Annotated in this window: 16 protein-coding genes; 5 read left to right on the top strand and 11 right to left on the bottom strand. The window is 63.3% G+C overall.

The genetic code is table 11. The annotated features are described in order from the left end of the window. Nucleotides 1-189 precede the first annotated feature (189 nt). Nucleotides 190-1,152, top strand: coding sequence for a response regulator (locus PDMSB3_RS32075; RefSeq protein WP_007177916.1), 963 nt, complete (start codon nt 190-192; stop codon nt 1,150-1,152). A 164-nt stretch (nt 1,153-1,316) separates the two neighbouring features. Here PDMSB3_RS32075 and PDMSB3_RS32070 read toward each other — a convergent pair whose 3' ends face one another. From PDMSB3_RS32070 to PDMSB3_RS32050, 5 genes are all read right to left on the bottom strand, one after another. Continuing rightward, complete coding sequence (locus PDMSB3_RS32070; RefSeq protein WP_165189045.1) at nt 1,317-2,276, bottom strand: alpha/beta hydrolase; 960 nt, start codon at nt 2,274-2,276, stop codon at nt 1,317-1,319. 1 nt (nt 2,277) lies between these two features. Continuing rightward, entirely contained in the window at nt 2,278-2,778 is a 501-nt protein-coding gene (locus PDMSB3_RS32065) for a thioesterase family protein (RefSeq protein ID WP_165189043.1), read from the bottom strand. Nucleotides 2,779-2,875: 97 nt separating this feature from the next. Next, nucleotides 2,876-3,841, bottom strand: coding sequence for an L-carnitine dehydrogenase (locus PDMSB3_RS32060; protein ID WP_007177913.1), 966 nt, complete (start codon nt 3,839-3,841; stop codon nt 2,876-2,878). An 87-nt stretch (nt 3,842-3,928) separates the two neighbouring features. Further along, nucleotides 3,929-4,858 (bottom strand): BKACE family enzyme, encoded by a 930-nt coding sequence (locus PDMSB3_RS32055; protein ID WP_007177912.1) that lies wholly within the window; start codon nt 4,856-4,858, stop codon nt 3,929-3,931. 41 nt (nt 4,859-4,899) lie between these two features. Continuing rightward, nucleotides 4,900-5,853 carry a choline ABC transporter substrate-binding protein gene (locus PDMSB3_RS32050; RefSeq protein WP_007177911.1) on the bottom strand — a complete coding sequence of 318 codons (954 nt, stop codon included), beginning with the start codon at nt 5,851-5,853 and terminating at the stop codon, nt 4,900-4,902. A gap of 343 nt (nt 5,854-6,196) precedes the next feature. Between PDMSB3_RS32050 and PDMSB3_RS32045 the strand changes: the two genes are divergently transcribed. The 3 genes from PDMSB3_RS32045 to PDMSB3_RS32035 all read left to right on the top strand — a co-directional run bounded on the left by PDMSB3_RS32045 (nt 6,197) and on the right by PDMSB3_RS32035 (nt 9,119). Then, complete coding sequence (locus tag PDMSB3_RS32045; RefSeq protein WP_007177910.1) at nt 6,197-7,189, top strand: GlxA family transcriptional regulator; 993 nt, start codon at nt 6,197-6,199, stop codon at nt 7,187-7,189. A gap of 110 nt (nt 7,190-7,299) precedes the next feature. After that, nucleotides 7,300-7,629: a DUF4148 domain-containing protein gene (locus PDMSB3_RS32040; RefSeq protein ID WP_007177909.1), complete on the top strand. Its 330-nt coding sequence runs from the start codon at nt 7,300-7,302 to the stop codon at nt 7,627-7,629. A 476-nt stretch (nt 7,630-8,105) separates the two neighbouring features. After that, the gene (locus PDMSB3_RS32035) at nt 8,106-9,119 is read left to right on the top strand and encodes an NADP-dependent oxidoreductase (RefSeq protein ID WP_165189041.1); all 1,014 of its coding nucleotides are present in this window, start codon (nt 8,106-8,108) and stop codon (nt 9,117-9,119) included. An 85-nt stretch (nt 9,120-9,204) separates the two neighbouring features. On the opposite strand, the gene gabD is transcribed toward PDMSB3_RS32035, so the two are convergent. Next, the gene (gabD, locus tag PDMSB3_RS32030) at nt 9,205-10,665 is read right to left on the bottom strand and encodes an NADP-dependent succinate-semialdehyde dehydrogenase (protein WP_007177907.1); all 1,461 of its coding nucleotides are present in this window, start codon (nt 10,663-10,665) and stop codon (nt 9,205-9,207) included. A gap of 10 nt (nt 10,666-10,675) precedes the next feature. Beyond that, nucleotides 10,676-11,959 carry a 4-aminobutyrate--2-oxoglutarate transaminase gene (locus PDMSB3_RS32025; RefSeq protein WP_165189040.1) on the bottom strand — a complete coding sequence of 428 codons (1,284 nt, stop codon included), beginning with the start codon at nt 11,957-11,959 and terminating at the stop codon, nt 10,676-10,678. 123 nt (nt 11,960-12,082) lie between these two features. On the opposite strand from PDMSB3_RS32025, the gene pdxR reads away from it, so the two are divergent. Beyond that, complete coding sequence (pdxR, locus tag PDMSB3_RS32020; RefSeq protein WP_165189038.1) at nt 12,083-13,588, top strand: MocR-like pyridoxine biosynthesis transcription factor PdxR; 1,506 nt, start codon at nt 12,083-12,085, stop codon at nt 13,586-13,588. A 12-nt stretch (nt 13,589-13,600) separates the two neighbouring features. Here pdxR and PDMSB3_RS32015 read toward each other — a convergent pair whose 3' ends face one another. From PDMSB3_RS32015 to phnC, 4 genes are all read right to left on the bottom strand, one after another. Continuing rightward, complete coding sequence (locus PDMSB3_RS32015; protein WP_165189037.1) at nt 13,601-14,437, bottom strand: DMT family transporter; 837 nt, start codon at nt 14,435-14,437, stop codon at nt 13,601-13,603. A 322-nt stretch (nt 14,438-14,759) separates the two neighbouring features. Further along, nucleotides 14,760-15,602, bottom strand: coding sequence for a phosphonate ABC transporter, permease protein PhnE (gene phnE, locus PDMSB3_RS32010; RefSeq protein WP_007177903.1), 843 nt, complete (start codon nt 15,600-15,602; stop codon nt 14,760-14,762). Continuing rightward, nucleotides 15,599-16,576: a phosphonate ABC transporter substrate-binding protein gene (gene phnD / locus PDMSB3_RS32005; RefSeq protein WP_007177902.1), complete on the bottom strand. Its 978-nt coding sequence runs from the start codon at nt 16,574-16,576 to the stop codon at nt 15,599-15,601. Before phnD ends, phnE begins: the two co-directional genes overlap by 4 nt. A gap of 41 nt (nt 16,577-16,617) precedes the next feature. After that, on the bottom strand, nt 16,618-17,523 hold the full coding sequence (gene phnC, locus PDMSB3_RS32000; RefSeq protein ID WP_165189035.1) for a phosphonate ABC transporter ATP-binding protein: 906 nt from the start codon (nt 17,521-17,523) through the stop codon (nt 16,618-16,620). Nucleotides 17,524-17,757: the final 234 nt, after the last annotated feature.

The following is a 17,757-nucleotide window of genomic DNA, read 5'->3' as shown; positions in this document are numbered from 1 at the left end:
GCGAACACACGGAAAACCTGACGCGGCAAGGTGGGTGCGGGCGTCCAGGGCAATCGTCGAGGCATCGGCCGCCCCTCATATCAGGGGCCGCTTCGCCGCGACGTGGCTTACGGACTCGCCTTGTCTTACGGCTGCTGACTTGCCGCGGTCATCCTCGAGCGGCGGCGCGACGACGAACCACGTGAAAATATGAACAACTTTATCCGACCACCTGTTCTGTATCCGTCAACGGTTGTTTTCGTGGATGACAACGACGGCTACCTGGACGCCTTGCGGCGTTTCTTTCCGGATCCCGCCACCAATCTGTTTTTCACGCGGCCTCAAACCGCGCTTGCCTTCATCCGCCAGCATGCTCGCGAGAATTCGCTGGAGTTTGCGCCGGCGTCGGCCTGTGTGAGCGAGACGGGTTTCGAGCGCTACGTGGAAAGCTCGGCGGAGCGGGACATTCTGGCCCGCAGTTCCCGCTTTGCGGAAGTGGCGGCGGTGGTCGTGGATTTCGACATGCCGGGCATGAACGGCGTCGAGTTCCTTTCGTCCATCTCCAATCTGCGCTGCGCAAAGGTGCTGCTGACCGGCGTGGCGGACGAAACCGTCGCGGTCAAAGCCTTCAATGCCGGAATCGTCGATTTATATCTGCGAAAAACGGATATCGATTCCGCCAACCGGCTGGCCCATTTCCTGAAAGATGCCAAAAACAGGCATTGTTCGGAAGCGGGCTGGCTGGCGTTGGGCGAGAACGGTGTGACGTATTGCGATCCCAGAACGCGCAAAGTCATCGACGAACTGGTGGCGGCGCACAGTATCGTCGAATACTACTGGCGCCCGGAACAGGACGCCATTCTCATGTTCGACCGTGCCGGAAGCCCGAGCGTTTTCGTCGCGTGGGCCGAGAACGACTGGATCTCCCAGGGCGAAATCGTGGCGGACGAAGACGGCCCGGCCGACCTGTTGAAGCAGATGGCGGTGCGCGAGGTGATGCCGGTATTCTGGCCGAATCTGGCCTACCGTTCCGGCGTCGAATTCAGGACGCTGACACCGCAGGCCATTCCGGACTGGGATGACGTTTTCTACTGCTGGACCCCGATCGACGCGGCCGACCTAGGCCTGGATCTCGTGACATTCGCGCAATGGCGGAATGAGCGGAATCGCTGAGTTTGCCGGCACGTCGAGCCACATGCATGTGAGCCATTCCGGTTGCCTTCGTGCCCGCGACATTCATGGTGTTCGGTCGGGCTGCACGTACTGATCAGGCAGGGCGCGACGCGTCTGTTCATGCCATTGATCGTGATGCGCACGGCGCCGCGCGCGCCTCCGGGCTAGCAGTCGGCAGACGCCGGCACCGCACGGGCGGACAGAAAACGGCACACCTCCGCGTGCAACCTCTGCACGCCGGGGCTTGATTCCATAGCGCGCCAGCATCCATGCACGAGTCCTGCGCCGATCCAGAGCCGCGCTTCTGCGCCAGCCGCATTGATACGCTCGGCAAATACGCGCGCGTCGTCTCTCAACGGATCATGTTCGGCGGCGATCGCGAGCACCGGCGGCAGTCCGTCGAAGTGTGTCGCCTCGAGCGGAATCGTCCATGCCGGATAGGGTGGGTGGGCGCCCCAATACAGATCGCGGAAAGCATGAACGTCCGCCAGCTTGAGCATGGGTGCGTGCGCTTCGGTTTCGCGCGCGGGCGACTGAGGGTCGGTGCCGAGCATCGGATAAACCAGCGCCAGCCCGCGTAGGCGTTGAATGCCGTGGTCGCGCAAGCGCATCGCCACACTGGCGGCGAGCGTGGCCCCGGCGCTGTCGCCTGCCAGTTGCAGTGCGGCGTCGGCACGAAGATCGAACGGCAAGCGCCCGTTCAGCGCGGCGAGCGTGACTTCCAGACAATCCTCGTGCGCGGCGGGAGCGTGGTGTTCGGGAGCAAGCCGGTAGTCGACCGCGATCACGTCAAGACCAGTGTCCGCGGCAATGCGCGCGGTCACGATCTGATGGCTGTCCAGCGAGCCGAGCACGAAGCCGCCGCCGTGAAAGTACAGCACGGTGCCACGCGCCGCTTCGTGGTGGCTTGCGCGGTTGCTGTACAGCCGCAGTGCGATCGGATGGCCCGCGCCGGATTGGAACGCAGCGTCCTGAGTCGCGATTCCAACGGGTAGCGCGGGCGTGAACGCAGCCGCGTACCGGTCGTAAATCTCGCGCTGTTCGGGCGGCGTTAGCGAAGCCGACTGCCCCGGGTATATCGCGGCAGTTCTTTCGACGAACGCGGCAATTTCTGGCTCGAGCATGTCAAGTCCCGCCCGGTTTCGTGCCGGCGGGCAGACCGATCACGCGGCCGGCAAACGTGGCTGATGGAAGTGCGGCGTGCGCGTCGGCCAATGCGTGCACGCGCGCCGCGACATCCGGGTCGAACGCGGCGGCGCGCGGCCCGCCGGTATCCACATGCAGCAACATCTGCTCACCCGCGGCGACCGGCTCGCCGCCATCGTCGGCGAACATTTCGAGGTACAGATGCAGCCGCTTCGCATCGTGCCCGAGCACCCGCATGTCGACGCGCACCTGTGCGCCTTCCTTGATTTCATGCAGATAGTTGATATGCGCTTCGAGCGTGTAGATCGAGCGCAGGCGTTCTTTGCGCACTGCGTCCGGCAATCCGATCTGGTCGATCAGTGCGTCGGTTGCAAAGCTGAAAATCAGCATATAGAACGCGTCGCGCAAATGGCCGTTGTAATCGACCCATTCGGCTCGCACGGTATCGCGATAGTAGGGCAGGGCAGCAGGTTGCGGCATCGGCAATTCTCTCCGTCATTCGTATCAAAGGCATCGGCCACAGGCCGACGTGCCGCCCACGCTTCGGCGCAGGCGGCGCGCCTCGCGACTTATCGCATCAATCGCCAGGTTGTAAGCCGTGCCGCGTTTTCGCTTCCGCGATCGCCGCCAGCACGCTCGTGATGCAATCGTCGCGGTAACGTTCCAGCTGTTTGATCGACCGCGGGCCGATCTGTTCAGCCGTGCCGTCCACCACCCGGTCGATCAGTTCGTCCGTCAGCTTCGGCGCTATCAGTTTAGTCCAGGGCAACTCCAGCGCCGGTCCGAACTGCTGCATGAAGTGGCGCATGCCCGCGTCGCCGCCCGCCAGCGTGTAGGTGAGGAACGTGCCCATGAACGACCAGCGGATGCCCGCGCCGAAGCGGATCGCGTCGTCGATCTCGCCGGTGGTCGCCACGCCTTCGTTGACCAGATGCAGCGCCTCGCGCCACAGCGCTTCGAGCAGGCGGTCGGCGATGAAGCCGGGCACTTCCTTGCGCACGCGCAACGGCCGCATCGAAAGAGCACGATACACCTGCAGCGCGGCGTCGATGGTTGCCGGCGCGGTGTTTTCGCCGCCCACCACTTCGACGAGCGGCAGCAGGTACACCGGATTGAACGGATGGCCGACAATGCACCGCTGCGGATTCACCGCCCGTGCGTAGAAGTCGGTCGGCAAAAGACCCGACGTCGACGAAGCGATGATCGCGTCCGGCTTCGCTGCGCGGCTGATCTGCTCATGCAACGCGAGCTTCAGTTCCTCGCGTTCCGGCGCGCTTTCCTGAATGAAATCCGCCTGCCCGACACAGGCTTCGATCGTGTCGACGAAGCGCAAGCGCTCGGGCGACGCGCCCGCGGCGAGGCCCGCGCGCTGCAGCGCCGGCCAGGCGTTCGCGATGTTCTCGCGCAATTGCTTTTCCGCGCCTGGCGCCGGATCCCACGCGATGACATCGAGCCCGTGCGCGAGCGCGCGCGCCACCCAGCCGCTGCCGATCACGCCCACGCCGATTGCCGCGAATGTTTTGATATCGACGATCACTGCCATTGCTGACGTTTCCTTTGCCTGTGTGTTGTCTGATTGTTGTCTGGTTCCGAGGCGCGTTGCCATGCATGCAACGCGTCTGCTGCACGGTCACGCGTACTGTCCCGCCGCGCGCCGCTCCAGTTGACGCTCGCCGCGCGCGGGCAGGCCCAGCTTGCGGCGTCCTTCGGCGGGCGTCAGCGCGCGCGCGCCGAGCCGTTCGATGATTTCCACCGCGCGTTGCACCAGCGTGCCGTTGGTTGCGGGCACACCTTTGTCGAGCCAGATGTTGTCTTCGAGGCCGACGCGCACGTGGCCGCCGAGCAGCATGGCCTGCGCGACCATCGGCATCTGCATGCGGCCGATGCCGAAGCCGGCCCATTGCGCACCGGGCGGCAGGTTGTCGGCCATCGCTTTCATGGTGGTGGTGTCGGCGGGCGCGCCCCACGGAATGCCGAGGCAAATCTGAAACAGCGGCGGCGCGTCGAGCAAACCTTCCTTGAGTAATTGTTTGGCGAACCACAAATGGCCGGTGTCGAAGATCTCCAGTTCCGGTTTTACGCCGAGTTCCTGGATGCGCCGCGCGCCGGCTCGCAATTGCGCGGGCGTCGATACATAGATGTAGTCGCCGTCGCCGAAATTGAGCGTGCCGCAATCGAGCGTGCAGATTTCCGGCAGCAGCTCCTCGACATGCGCGAGTCGCGTCAGGCTGCCGACCAGGTCCGTGCCCGCGCCGAAGCGCATCGGGTCTTCGCCGGAACCGATCTCCAGATCGCCGCCCATGCCGGCCGTCAGATTGATGATCACGTCCGTGCCCGACGAGCGAATCCGGTCCACCACCTCGCAATACAGTTGCGGATCGCGGCTGCCGCGGCCGGTTTTCGGATCGCGCACATGGCAATGCGCAACGGTGGCGCCGGCCCTGGCGGCTTCAATGGCGGCCTCGGCGATCTGTTTCGGTGTGACGGGAATGGCCGGATGCTTGCCGACGGTATCGCCTGCTCCGGTGACCGCGCAGGTCACGATGACTTCATGATTCATGCGTGCTAATTCCTGTGGTTTGAAATGCGCGACTGCCGGGATCAAAGACCCAGATAAGCCTTGACCGCGGGCAGGCCTTCCTTGCCGTCGTAGGTCTTCACGCCGGCAAGCCATGCATCGAGTATCTGGGGGTTCTTCTTTAGATACGCCTTGGCGGCGTCGGCGGGTTTTTCCTTGTTCATGACCGATTGCATCACCACGTTTTCGAGCTGCGTCGAAAAGCGCAGGTTGCTCACGAGCTTGCCCGCGTTCGGGCAACGCGTCAGAAAGTCGGGGGACGTCAGCGTATAAACGCGTGCTTCGCCGTCGTTGGGACCGAATACGCCCTCGCTGCCGGTGAGGTATTTCATATCGATCTGGATGTTCATCGGATGAGGTTCCCAGCCCAGAAAGACCACCCATTTCTTCTCGCGGATCGCGCGATCGACCGAGACGAGCATGCCCGCTTCACTCGATTCGATCAGCTTGAAGCCGCCAAGGCCGAACTGATTGCTGGCAATCATCTTCTGGATCGCCGCGTTCGCGCTGCTGCCGGGTTCGATACCGTAGATCTTGCCGTCGAGCTGCTCGCGGTGTTTGGCGATGTCGGCGAAGGTCTTCAGTCCTGCGTCGTATTCGTAGCTCGGCACGGCGAAGGTGGCCTTGGCGCCGGTCAGGTTAGGCGGTTGCAGCACCTGGATCGATTTCGAATCGACGAACGGCGCGATCGCCTTTTCCTGCACCGGCCACCAGTAGCCGAGCGACACGTCCAGTTGTTTGCTCTTCAGGCCCGCGAACGAGATGGGCACGGAGGCGACGGTCGTCACCGGCTGATAGCCGAGCCCTTCGAACACGGTCGAAGCGAGCGCGGTGGTCGAGGTGATATCGGTCCAGCCGATATCGGCAAAATGCACCGTGCGGCAGGCGGCCGGATCCTGGGCAAAGGCCAGTGGCGCAGCGACGGCGGCCGCGAGGCACGCAAGATGGGCAAGCACGGCTTTGATGCGTAACTTCATGATGTTCCCTCTTCTGACACGTTCAACAGCGTGTTTCGAACCGGGCCGCGCCTGAGCAGATGAAAACCGGACGGAGCGGCCCCCGGACATGCGATACGGCCTGTGTGATGCCTGAACTGCACGATGACGTAACGTTAATGCCCCATATTCCGGCCAAAGCGACCGCCAGCGACCCGTTCTTGCTTCCACGCGACAATGAGGGAAAACCTGCGTTGCTTCGCCTTGCGTGCTGCAGCGGTCGAGGCGCGAATTTTGGCGTGCCTTGCCGGCTTGCGTGCTGCTTGCTACGCTCGCCGGAACCCAAGTCCGCCGCGTTTCCGTCTCCTGATCGAGTCTTTGCACGATGCCCGAAGATATGTCGTTCCTCCTGCTGCCGGGCTATTCGGCGATCGGCTTCATGTCGGCGGTGGAGCCGTTGCGCGTGGCGAACCGCTTTCAGGGCGATCTGTACCGCTGGCGCATTCTGAGTCTCGACGGCGCGCCGGTGGCCGCCAGCAACGGCATTTCCATCAATGCCGATGCGGCCATTGGCGACGTGGGCGCGGCGCAAACGCTGTTCGTCGTCGCGGGGTTCGAGCCTCTCGCCTGCTATACGCGCGCGCTGGGTGATTGTCTGAAGCGCTTCGACCGCGCGGGGGCGACGCTCGGCGGGATCGACACCGGCAGCTTCGTGCTCGCGGAAGCCGGGCTGTTGGGGAGCGCGGACAGTGTGACCGTGCACTGGGAAGCGCTGTCGGCGTTTCGCGAGCGCTATCCGTCGCTGGACGCGAGTCAGGAACTGTTCGAAATCGGCGCGCGGCGCATTACGTGTGCGGGCGGCACGGCGTCGATCGACATGATGCTCGACCTGATCGGGCGCGAGCATGGTGCCGCGCTGGCCTCGGCGGTCTCAGAGCAATTCGTGGTGAGCCGGATCCGCCAACGCTCGGATCATCAGCGCATGGAGATTGCCGCACGTTATGGCGTGCACAACCGCAAGCTGATTCAGGTAATCGGCGTGATGGAACAGCATATGGAAGAACCGCTGACGCCGGATCGGCTCGCGCAGGAGATCGGCGTGACGCGGCGGCAACTGGAGCGGCTCTTCTGCGCTTTGCTGAAGGACACGCCGACGCATTTCTACCAGCAGTTGCGTCTCGCGCGTGCGCGCGAGTTGCTGCAACAGACCGACATGTCGATTACGTCGATTTGTGTGGCGTGCGGATTCGAGTCGCCCTCGCACTTTTCGCGGACGTATCGCGCGCGCTTCGGCGCGAGCCCGAGAAGCGACCGGCAGCCTTGCATGGATCCGCGTAGAGGCGTTGAAGCGCAATTGTCCCGTTTACCGCAACAGTGAATTGGCTGATCGGGGGTTTACCCTAGATACCCTGACTCCTAGACTGTCTACATCCGCTGCAGACAAACAGGTTTGCAGCGTGGCAAAAACAATCTCTGGAGGTAGTTATCATGAAATCCCTGATCGAAGCCGCGGTTATCGCCGCCCTCATCTCCGCGCCGCTCGCCGCTTTTGCTCAATCGAATCAGCCGGTTACGCGCGCTCAAGTGCGTGCCGAACTGGTTCAGCTGGAAAAGGCCGGCTATAACCCGGCCACCGCGAGCGACACTGATTACCCGGCGGATATTCAGGCTGCCGAGGCACGTGTAGCAGCACAGAATGGCGCTGCTCAAACCAGCGGTTATGGTTCGGCTACGAATGGCTCGTCGCAGGCTGGCGTCCGTTCGGAAACGACGCATAGCTCGTACTCGGCTCCTGTCGTCAACTACAGCCACAACTGATGCGATGTCGGTACCTGTCAGTACGCAGTAGCTCGCGTCATCCGCGTGTGCAGCGGCCGACCGGAACGGCGGCCGCCGGCACACGGCGATCACGACGGCTTTCGTACTGACGGGAGTGTGGTTCCGGCTACGCCGGAAAGTATCTATCCGATAAGCGAGTCTTCCTGTTTGTCTGCGAAGTGTCCTCGCAAAACTCTCCAACATTACCTGGTACAAGTCGACACGATTAGAACGGCGTGTCGGTACTTTGTCTCTTTATCGCTGCGGCGATGAACCCGCGCGGGATCCCATACGCCGGGATTGAGCGGCGCATCAGCGCTTGGCCAACTGGCGGGAGCGATGCTCGTTCGACTGCATGCCCAACACCGTTCAAAACGAGGAACGCCGCTTGCGCGCGGTCTGCGACGGGAATTATCGAAGGCGCCTGCATCGGGCGCTTCCCGCAAGCTGATACCGCACTTTGCACGGAGGCAACCATGAGCACCATGCTCGCTTATCGAATTCATCGCTTCGGCGGCCCTGAGGTATTGCAGTCGGAAAAGATAGAGGTGCCTGAACCGGGCTCCACCAAAGTACTCGTGCGCGTGCAGACCGCAAGCGTTAACCCGGTCGACATCAAGACGCGCGCAGGCGAGTATCCGCTGATTCGCGAAGACAGGCTGCCGTACACGCTCGGCCGCGATTTTGCCGGCGTGGTCGAGCGTGTCGGCACCGGCGTCGGGGAATGGACACGCGGCGATGAGGTGTATGGCTTCGTCGGACAGGGGCAGGGCGCTTACGCGGAATTTGTCGTCGTCGATGCGCAAGCGCTCGCGCGCCGTCCCACCACCGCGGACGCGGTGACGGTCGGCGCGGTGCCGCTGGCGGCATTGACCGCATGGCAGGGGTTATTCGATCACGGCGGCCTGGAGGCGGGGCAGCGCGTGCTGATTCATGCCGGCGCGGGCGGCGTCGGCCACTTCGCGGTGCAATTCGCGCAGCGTAAGGGCGCAGAGGTTTTCGTCACCGCGTCCGGTGACGGCGTGGAATTTGTGCGCTCGCTCGGTGCCGATCACGTGATCGACTATCACGCGCAACGATTCGAAGAGGTGGCGCGCGATATGGATCTCGTTTTCGATCTTGTGGGCGGCGACACGCAGCGCCGTTCATGGGCCGTGGTCTCGCCCGGCGGTGCGTTGATCTCGACACTCAACGAGCCGTCGCAAACCGAGGCGGCCAGTCATGGCGCCCATGCGGGGCGCTACACCGCGCGGCCCGACGGCACGCAGTTGGGCAGGATCGCTTCGCTGATCGACGAGGACGAGGTGCGCGTGGAAGTGGTGGCAACCTACCCGTTCGATGAGACGGCAGACGCACTCGCCAGGCTCGCGAAAGGTCACGTGCGCGGCAAGATCGTTGTCGAGGTGTCGGAGATGCTCGGGCGGTCGCAGTCGCAGTCGCAGTCGCAGTCGCAGTCGCAGTCGCAGTCGCAGTCGCAGTCGCAAGAGTGAAAAACTCGCTACGCACTCTGCAGGTCAAATAAAACGGCCACGCCGGACATGCCGGCGTGGCCGTTTCTCGCTTCAGGCTATGCGTTCAGATCCCGCCGACGCACATGTACTTGATGACCACATAGTCGTCGATACCGTAATGCGAACCTTCGCGACCCAGGCCCGATTGCTTGACGCCGCCGAACGGCGCGACTTCGTTCGAGATGAGGCCCGTATTGATGCCGACCATGCCGTATTCGAGCGCTTCGGCCACTCGCCAGACGCGGCCGATATCGCGGCTGTAGAAGTACGACGCGAGGCCGAACTCCGTATCGTTGGCGAGGCGGATCACTTCCTCGTCCGACGAGAAGCGGAACAGCGGCGCGAGCGGCCCGAAGGTTTCGTCGCGCGCCACCTTCATGGCCGGCGTGACATCGGCGAGCACGGTCGGCTCGAAGAAGCCGTGGCCGAGCGCATGACGCTTGCCGCCGGTGACGATGCGCGCGCCTTTGGCAAGAGCGTCTTCGATGTGCGACTCGACCTTGAGCACGGCGGCTTCATTGATCAGCGGACCTTGCGTCACGCCGTCTTCGGTGCCGCGGCCTACCTTGAGCTGTTCGACGGCGACGCGCAGTTTCTCGGCGAATGCGTCGTAGACCTTGTCGTGCACATAGAAACGGTTCGTGCACACACAGGTCTGGCCGCTATTGCGATACTTCGATGCAATCGCGCCGGCCACCGCGGCATCCAGATCCGCGTCGTCGAATACGATGAAGGGTGCGTTGCCGCCGAGTTCGAGCGATACCTTCTTGACCGTGGGCGCGCACTGCGCCATCAGCAAACGGCCGACCGGCGTCGAACCGGTGAACGACAGTTTGCGCACGATCGGATTGCCCGTCATTTCCGCGCCAATGGCTTTCGGCTCGCCGGTCACGACGTTGAACACGCCGCGCGGCACGCCGGCGCGTTCGGCCAGCACGGCGAGGGCGAGCGCGGAGAGCGGCGTGGCTTCAGCCGGTTTGACGATGATCGGGCAGCCTGCCGCCAGCGCCGGACCGACTTTGCGCGTGATCATCGCCGCGGGGAAGTTCCACGGCGTGATCGCGGCACACACGCCGATCGGTTCTTTCGTCACGACGATGCGCTTGTCGTTGGCCGGCGTCGGGATCGTGTCGCCGTTCACGCGCTTGCCTTCTTCCGCGAACCATTCCAGGAACGAAGCGGCGTACTGGATTTCGCCCTTGGCTTCGGCGAGCGGTTTGCCTTGTTCCGTGGTGAGGATCTTCGCCAGATCGTCGGCGTTCTCCATCATCAGGTCGTGCCATTTGCGCAAAATCACCGCCCGCTGCTTCGCGGTGATGGCGCGCCAGGCGGGCCACGCGGCGTTGGCCGTATCGATCGCGCGGCGGGTTTCCGCCGTGCCCATGCGCGGCACCGTCGCGATGATTTCACCCGTGGCGGGGTTCTTCACTTCGAAGGTCGAGCCGTCGTCCGCGCCTTGCCATTCGCCTGCGATGTACGCGTGCGTTTTCAGAAGCGACGGGTCTTTCAAGGTCAACGTGGTCATGTGTCGTTCCTCAAGCCGTGATGGCGACGCTGTCCTTGATCACGTCTTCGAGAATCGCCAGCGCTTCGTCGAAGACCGCTTCCTGAATCGTGAGCGGGAACAGGAAGCGCACCACGTTCGAATAGACGCCGCACACCAGCAGCAGCAAGCCGCGTTCGAGCGCGCGCGTCTGTACGCGTTTGGTGAACTCCGCATCCGGCTCGGTGGTGCCTGCCTTGCAGAACTCGACCGCGACCATGCCGCCGGGGCCGCGCACGTCGGCGATCTGCGGCACGTCGCTTTGCAGTGCGATCAGCCTCGCCTTGATGCGGTCACCCAGCAGCGTGGCGCGTTCGCACAGCTTCTCTTCGTCGATGATATCGAGCACCGCATGCGCGGCGGCCACCGCCAGAGGATTGCCCGCATACGTGCCGCCGAGGCCGCCCGGCGCCGCCGCATCCATCACATCCGCGCGGCCGATCACACCCGACAGCGGCATGCCGCCGGCGAGACTCTTGGCGACCGTCATCAGATCGGGCACCACGTCGTAGTGATTCATGGCGAACAGTTTGCCGGAGCGTGCGAAACCCGTCTGGACTTCGTCGGCGATCAGCAGAATGCCGTGCTCATTGCACAGCTTGCGCAAGGCGCGCACGAATTCGGCCGGCGCCGGATAGAAACCGCCTTCGCCCTGAACCGGTTCGAAAATGATCGCGGCCACACGTTTCGGATCGATGTCGGCCTTGAACAGGAATTCGATGGCTTTCAGCGAATCGGCGGTGGTCACGCCGTGCAGCGGATTCGGGAACGGTGCGTGGAACACGTCCGACGGGAACGGACCAAAGCCGATCTTGTACGGCGCGACCTTGCCGGTCAGCGCCATGCCCATCAACGTGCGGCCGTGGAAACCGCCGGTGAAGGCGATCACGCCGGGGCGGCCGGTCGCGGCGCGGGCGATCTTGATCGCGTTTTCGACGGCTTCGGCGCCGGTCGTGAAGAACGCGGTTTTCTTCGGATGGTCGCCCGGCGCACGTTCGTTGAGCTTCTCGGCCAGTTCGACATACGACGCGTACGGCACGACCTGATACGCCGTGTGGGTGAAGTGATCGAGCTGGTCGCGAATCGCGTTGACGATCTTAGGATGACGGTGGCCCGTGTTGCACACCGCGATACCGGCCGCGAAGTCGATGAAACGGCGGCCCTCGATATCCCACAGCTCCGCGTTTTCAGCGCGCTCGGCGTAGAAATCGCACATCACTCCGACGCCGCGCGGCGTGGCTGCGTCTTTGCGGCTCTTCAGTTCGGCATTCTTCATGGTCATCTCCTTCGCTCCTCGGTTTTGCGGACGCCACGCCGACAGCGCGGCACATGCAACGACTATAATGAGATTTGGCTCTTAACTTCAGAGCCATTTCAATAAAAATATAGGAGCCAATCAATGCGCGCGAGCGTTTTGTCCGACTGGCTGGCCCAGCGCCTCGATCGCGGCAATGGCCAGCCGATCTATCGCCAGCTGCATCGGCTGTTGCAGCAGGCGATCCTGTCGCGCGAATTGCCGCCGGGCAGCAAGGTGCCGTCGTCGCGTTTACTGGCGCAGGAGTTGGGCATCGGGCGCAATACCGTGACGCAGGTGTACGAGCAACTCGTGCTCGAAGGCTATGTGAGTTCGGCCACCGGGCGTGGCACGTTCGTTGCCGACAGCGCCCCGGACGAGATCGTCGGCGTGCCCGATGCCGAGGCGCCCGATATGCGCGCAGAGTCGTCGCCGCTGCAGGCAAAGCGTGCGCTTTCCACGCGCGGTGCGCGGCTGATTGCAGGCGCGGGCGTGTCCAAGCGTCAGTGGGGCGCGTTCATGCCCGGCGTGCCGGACGTCACGAAGTTTCCGGCGCGCGTATGGAGCCGCTTGCACAACAAGTATTGGCGGCGGTTGCGCCCAGACCTGCTCACGTATGCGCCGGGCGGCGGGCTGGCTTCGCTGCGGCACGCGCTGGCCGACTATCTGCGCACCTCGCGCTCGGTGCGCTGCACGCCGGAACAGATCATCATCACGACGGGGATTCACCAGTCGGTCGACCTTGCCGTGCGCCTGCTGTCCGATCCGGGCGACGTGATCTGGACCGAAGACCCCTGTTATTGGGGCGTGCGTAGCGTGATGCACGTGTCCGGTCTGCAATCGCGACCGATCGCCGTGGACGAGGAAGGGATCAATCCTTCCGCCGACGACCTCGCCCAGCCGCCCAAGCTGATGCTCGTCACGCCTTCGCACCAATACCCGCTCGGCATGGTGATGAGTCTTGCGCGGCGCCGCATGTTGCTCGAATACGCGCGCCAGAACCAGTGCTGGATCATCGAGGACGACTACGACAGCGAATATCGCTACGGCAGCCGGCCGCTCGCCTCATTGCAGGGCCTGGACACGTCGGGGCAGGTGATTTACGTGGGCAGTTTCGGCAAGACGCTGTTTCCGGGTTTACGCATTGGTTATCTCGTCGTGCCGGAAGCGCTGGCGGAGAGTTTTGCCACCGCGAGCGCCGAGCTGTATCGCGAGGGGCAGTTGCTGCAGCAGGCGATGCTCGCGGAGTTCATTGCCGAAGGGCATTTCACGTCGCATATCCGCAGGATGCGCACGCTTTACGGACAGCGCCGCCAGACGCTGCTCGACGCCGCCGCGCACCGTTACGGCGACGCCTTGCCGGCCGTGGGCGGCGACGCCGGCCTGCATCTCGTGATGCAGTTGCCCGAAGGCAGCGACGACCGACGGGTGGCGGCTGCGGCGCTGGAGCGCAATATCGTCGTGCGGCCTTTGTCGGGGTATTACGCGCAACCGTCGCTGGCGCCGTCGGGTTTGCTGATCGGCTACGCGTGCGTGCCGGATGAGGAGATCGCGCCGGCATTCAACATGCTGGCCGATGCGATCGATGTGACGTTGCCGGAGTTTGCGTGAGGGAGGGCTGGCTCAAATCCTGATCAGCACTGCGCCTAACGTCACCAGCGCGCACGCAACAATACGCCGTGTGGTTAGTTTTTCATGCATGAACAGCCAGCCGATCAGCACCGCGAAGATCGAGCTCATCTCGCGCAGTGCGGAGACCATTGCAATCGGCAGATAGCGGTAAGCCTCGATGATCAGGCAGTAAGCGCTCAACGCGAGCACGCCCGACGCAATCCCCTTGAGCACCAGCGCACGGCCGATGAAAAGCCCCTTCGCGCCGCCGCGCCAATGCCAGGCGAACAGAAACTGCGGGATATTCCAGATCAGATAGACCCACATGATGTAGCTCAGGCCATTGCCCGCTACGCGCGCGCCGATTCCGTCGACCACCGAATACGCCGCGATGAACAGGCCGGTCAGGAGCGCGAAGGGCACGCTCTCGCCGGAAAAGCGCATGCCGCGGCGAAACGCCAGCGAGATGATGCCGATCGACACCAGCGCCACGCCGATAGCGGCCACCGGCTTGAGCGCTTCATGCGCGAAGACCAGTGCGCCAGCGAATACGAGCATCGGCGAGAGGCCACGCGCAATCGGATAGATCTGCCCAAAGTCGCCGCTTTTATAGGCGCGAATCAGCGCCAGCAGATAGCCGAATTCCAGCACGACCGATGCAAAGATATACGGCCACGCCTGCGGAGCGGGCATGGGCAGCACGACCACGCCGACCGCGCTCACGGCGAGATACGGAATCGCCATCATGCCGAGCAGCCAGACGCGATCTTCCGAAAGATGCAGAAACGCGTTCCACGTGGCGTGAAGCAGCGCAGAGAGCAGCACCAGCAAAACGACAAAGGTTTCCATCGAAGACCGGGAGGAGGGGAAGCGAAGGCCCGGGGCCGGGCCGCAAGCCCGTGATTATTCCAGCAGAACGCCGGAACGGAGCAGTGGATGACCTGATTGAAGGGGTTTTATTTGGAAAAATGCGGCGATTTGTGGCGTCAAAGAGACGCTGCCAGGACGGGCGGGCTGCGACGCATTCTGGTGGAAACGCAAATTGAAACGCGGCGCGACGGCCGACAAGAAGTCGACGAAACGCTGCTTCGCCAGACTTCGCGCCGGGCCGTCACGCCGGCGAGGTCAGGCAACGACTTCAGGCAACGACGTCGGGCAACTTCAGGCAACCTCAGGTCACGCGCTCGCGCAGCCACGCGGACGCGAGGTCGATCACCGTCACGACCACGATCACCATGATCATTACCGCGGCGGTTTGCGCATAGTTGAACGAGCGGATCGCTTCGTACAACACCACGCCGATGCCGCCCGCGCCGACCATGCCGACCACCATCGCCGAGCGCACGTTCGATTCGAAGCGATATAACGCGAACGAGATCCACAACGGCAGCACCTGGGGCAGCACGCCGTAGATGATTTCGTCGAGACTGGTGGCGCCGGTGGCGCGCACGCCTTCGGCCGGACGCGGATCGATAGCCTCGACGGCTTCGGCGAAAAGCTTCGCGAGCACGCCGGTGGTGTGCACCCACAGCGCCAGCACGCCCGCAAAAGGACCGAGTCCGACCGCTACGATGAACAGCATGGCGAAGACCATTTCATTGATCGCGCGGCACGCGTCCATCATGCGGCGCATGGGCTGGACGATCCACATCGGCGCGATGTTGTGGGCGGACATCAGTCCGCACGGCACCGCGCAGACGAGCGAGAGGGCGGTGCCCCACACCGCCACCGAGAGCGTCACGTACATCTCGTGCAGATAGCTGCGCCATTCGGTGAAGTCGGGCGGAAAGAAGTCTTTGGCGAACTGGCCCATGTTGCCGGAGTCGCTGAGCAGATCCAGCGGACGCATATCGGCGCCGTGCCATGCGCCGCCCAACACCGCAAGCACGGCGATCCAGCCGAGCAGCGACAGCCAGCTGCGTTTGCCGGCCTCCGGCGCGGGATGACGCGCCGCCTGCGCGACGAGCGCTTCGCTCGCACGCGCCGGCGACGTGAGCAGATCGACCGTGTTCATTGCTTCGATTGCGCGGTGTTCAGCGCGCTCAGCTTCGCATCGAGCGCGGCCAGCTGGGTCTTGCGGTCGTCATCGGAGAGATGCGCGTCGCTCTCGATCTTCTGCTTCTGCTGGAACAGCGCGACCTGGCGGATCGGCAACAACTGCGTATCCGACGATGCTGCAAAGCCGCCGTAACCGGTAATCGCGGCCATTACCGCTTTTTCGTGCGGATCGGTCTTCGCATAGTTCAGGAAGAAGTTGCGCAGCTTGTCCTTGGTGGCTTGCGGCAGATCCTTGCGCCACACCAGCGGGTCCGACGGAATCAGCGGCGACTTCCACAGCACGCGCACTTGCGCGAACTTGTCCGGATGCTCCTTCTTCAGTGTGTCGAGCATCTCGGTGTTGTTGGTCGCGATGTCGATCTTGTTGTTCACCACGGCCAGCAGATTGGCTTCGTGGCTCGACGGGAGCACGGCCTTGAACGAGGTGTTGACCGGCGTATTGTGTTTGGCGAACAGGTAATAGCCGGGAATCAGCGTGCCCGAGGTAGAGTTCGGATCGCCGAAACCGAGCGTGACGTCCTTCGTGTTCTTGAACACGTCGTCGAGCGTCTTGAAGCGGCTGTTCACGTTGGTGATCAGCACCGAGTAGTAACCGGCGTCGCCGTTCGCGTACTGGACCTTCGCAAACACTTCACCTTGCGAGCGGTCCACTGCCTCGATTGCGGACGCGTTGCCGAAATAGCCGACCTGCACCTTGTTAAAGCGCATGCCTTCGATAATGCCGGCGTAGTCCGTCGCGAAGAAGGCTTTGACGTTCAGCCCGGTCTGCTTGTTCATGTCCTGAATCAGGGGCTCCCAGCGTTGTTTCAGCACGGAAGACGAATCGGTCGAAATGATGCCGAGGTTGATGTCTTCGGCTTGCGCGGTGGCGACACAGGCGAAGGCAGCCGCGCCGACGGCCAGCGTGATCAATGAACGCAGGAATGTCATTGTTTGAGACCCGGTTGAGTTAGCAGAATGAATGGGCGCGCTCAGTTCGAGTGCGCCGGATTGAGAGCGAACGCGTAGCGGCCCGAGGTGGGTGCAGCGTCCTGAAGCGGCGTGTTGTCCGCCGTGTTTTTAGTTTCGGTATCGTCCGCGCCCTGGGCGGCTTCATCGATCAGTTCGCGCGCCTCGTCGCCGTAGAGCGTGTTGAGCAGCGCCGGTGTGAGCGCGGCGGAAGGGCCGTCGTAGACCACCTTGCCGCGCCGCAGCGCAATCGTGCGCGGGCAATACTGCATGGCGATCTCGACCTGATGCAGCGACACCAGAACCGTGAGCCGATGCTCGATGTTCAGCGTGCGCAGCATGTCCATCACGCGGCGCGACGATTCCGGGTCGAGCGAGGCGATCGGTTCATCGGCGAGCACGATACGCGCGCGCTGCACCAGCGCACGGGCGAGCGCGGCACGCTGCTGCTGGCCGCCGGAAAGATTGGCGGCGCGTTCGCGCGCATGTTCGCCAATGCCGACCTCGTTGAGCGCGGCGATCGACAAGGCCCGCTCGGCGCGTGGAAAACGCCCGCTGAGACGGCGCCACCAGGGCAGCCGCGCGAGCGCGCCGATCAGCACATTGGTTTCGACCGAGAGGCGGTTCACCAGATTGAATTGCTGGAACACGAAGCCGATATCGCGGCGAATGCTGCGCACTTCCCGCACTATGCGGCCGTTCTGCTGGATCGGCCGGCCCAGAATCTCGATCTGCGACGGCTGCGCATCCGAAGCCGTGAAGCCCGCGATATGTCGCAGCAGCGTCGACTTGCCCGAACCCGAGGCGCCGATCAACGCAACCATCTCGCCCGGCTCGACGCGCAGATCGATTTCGTCCAGCGCCTTGCGGCCGTTGCTGAACGTCTTGCTCAACCGTTCGATACGGATTGCTTCCCGAATTGCGTCCATAAGTACCCCTTGATGCATCCGGCCACTGCCGGCATGTGTGGGGCTCATTCTAGGAAGCGTCTGTGACGGTTGAGTGAAGGCATCGCAACGTCTAGACGACTATATCTTTTCGTGTCTTTTTTGCGTCGCCGGAAAGGCAAATCGAAGTCATTCGCCGGCATGAAAAATGTCATGCGTGTGACACGATCGGGCTCGGCTCACGCTGCTTCAGCATGATCGCTCTGCGCCAGGCTA

This window comes from Paraburkholderia dioscoreae (assembly GCF_902459535.1).
GTDB lineage: Bacteria > Pseudomonadota > Gammaproteobacteria > Burkholderiales > Burkholderiaceae > Paraburkholderia > Paraburkholderia dioscoreae.
The sequence above is the reverse complement of the archived record's forward strand: the minus strand, read 5'-3'. Positions and strand labels throughout refer to the sequence as shown.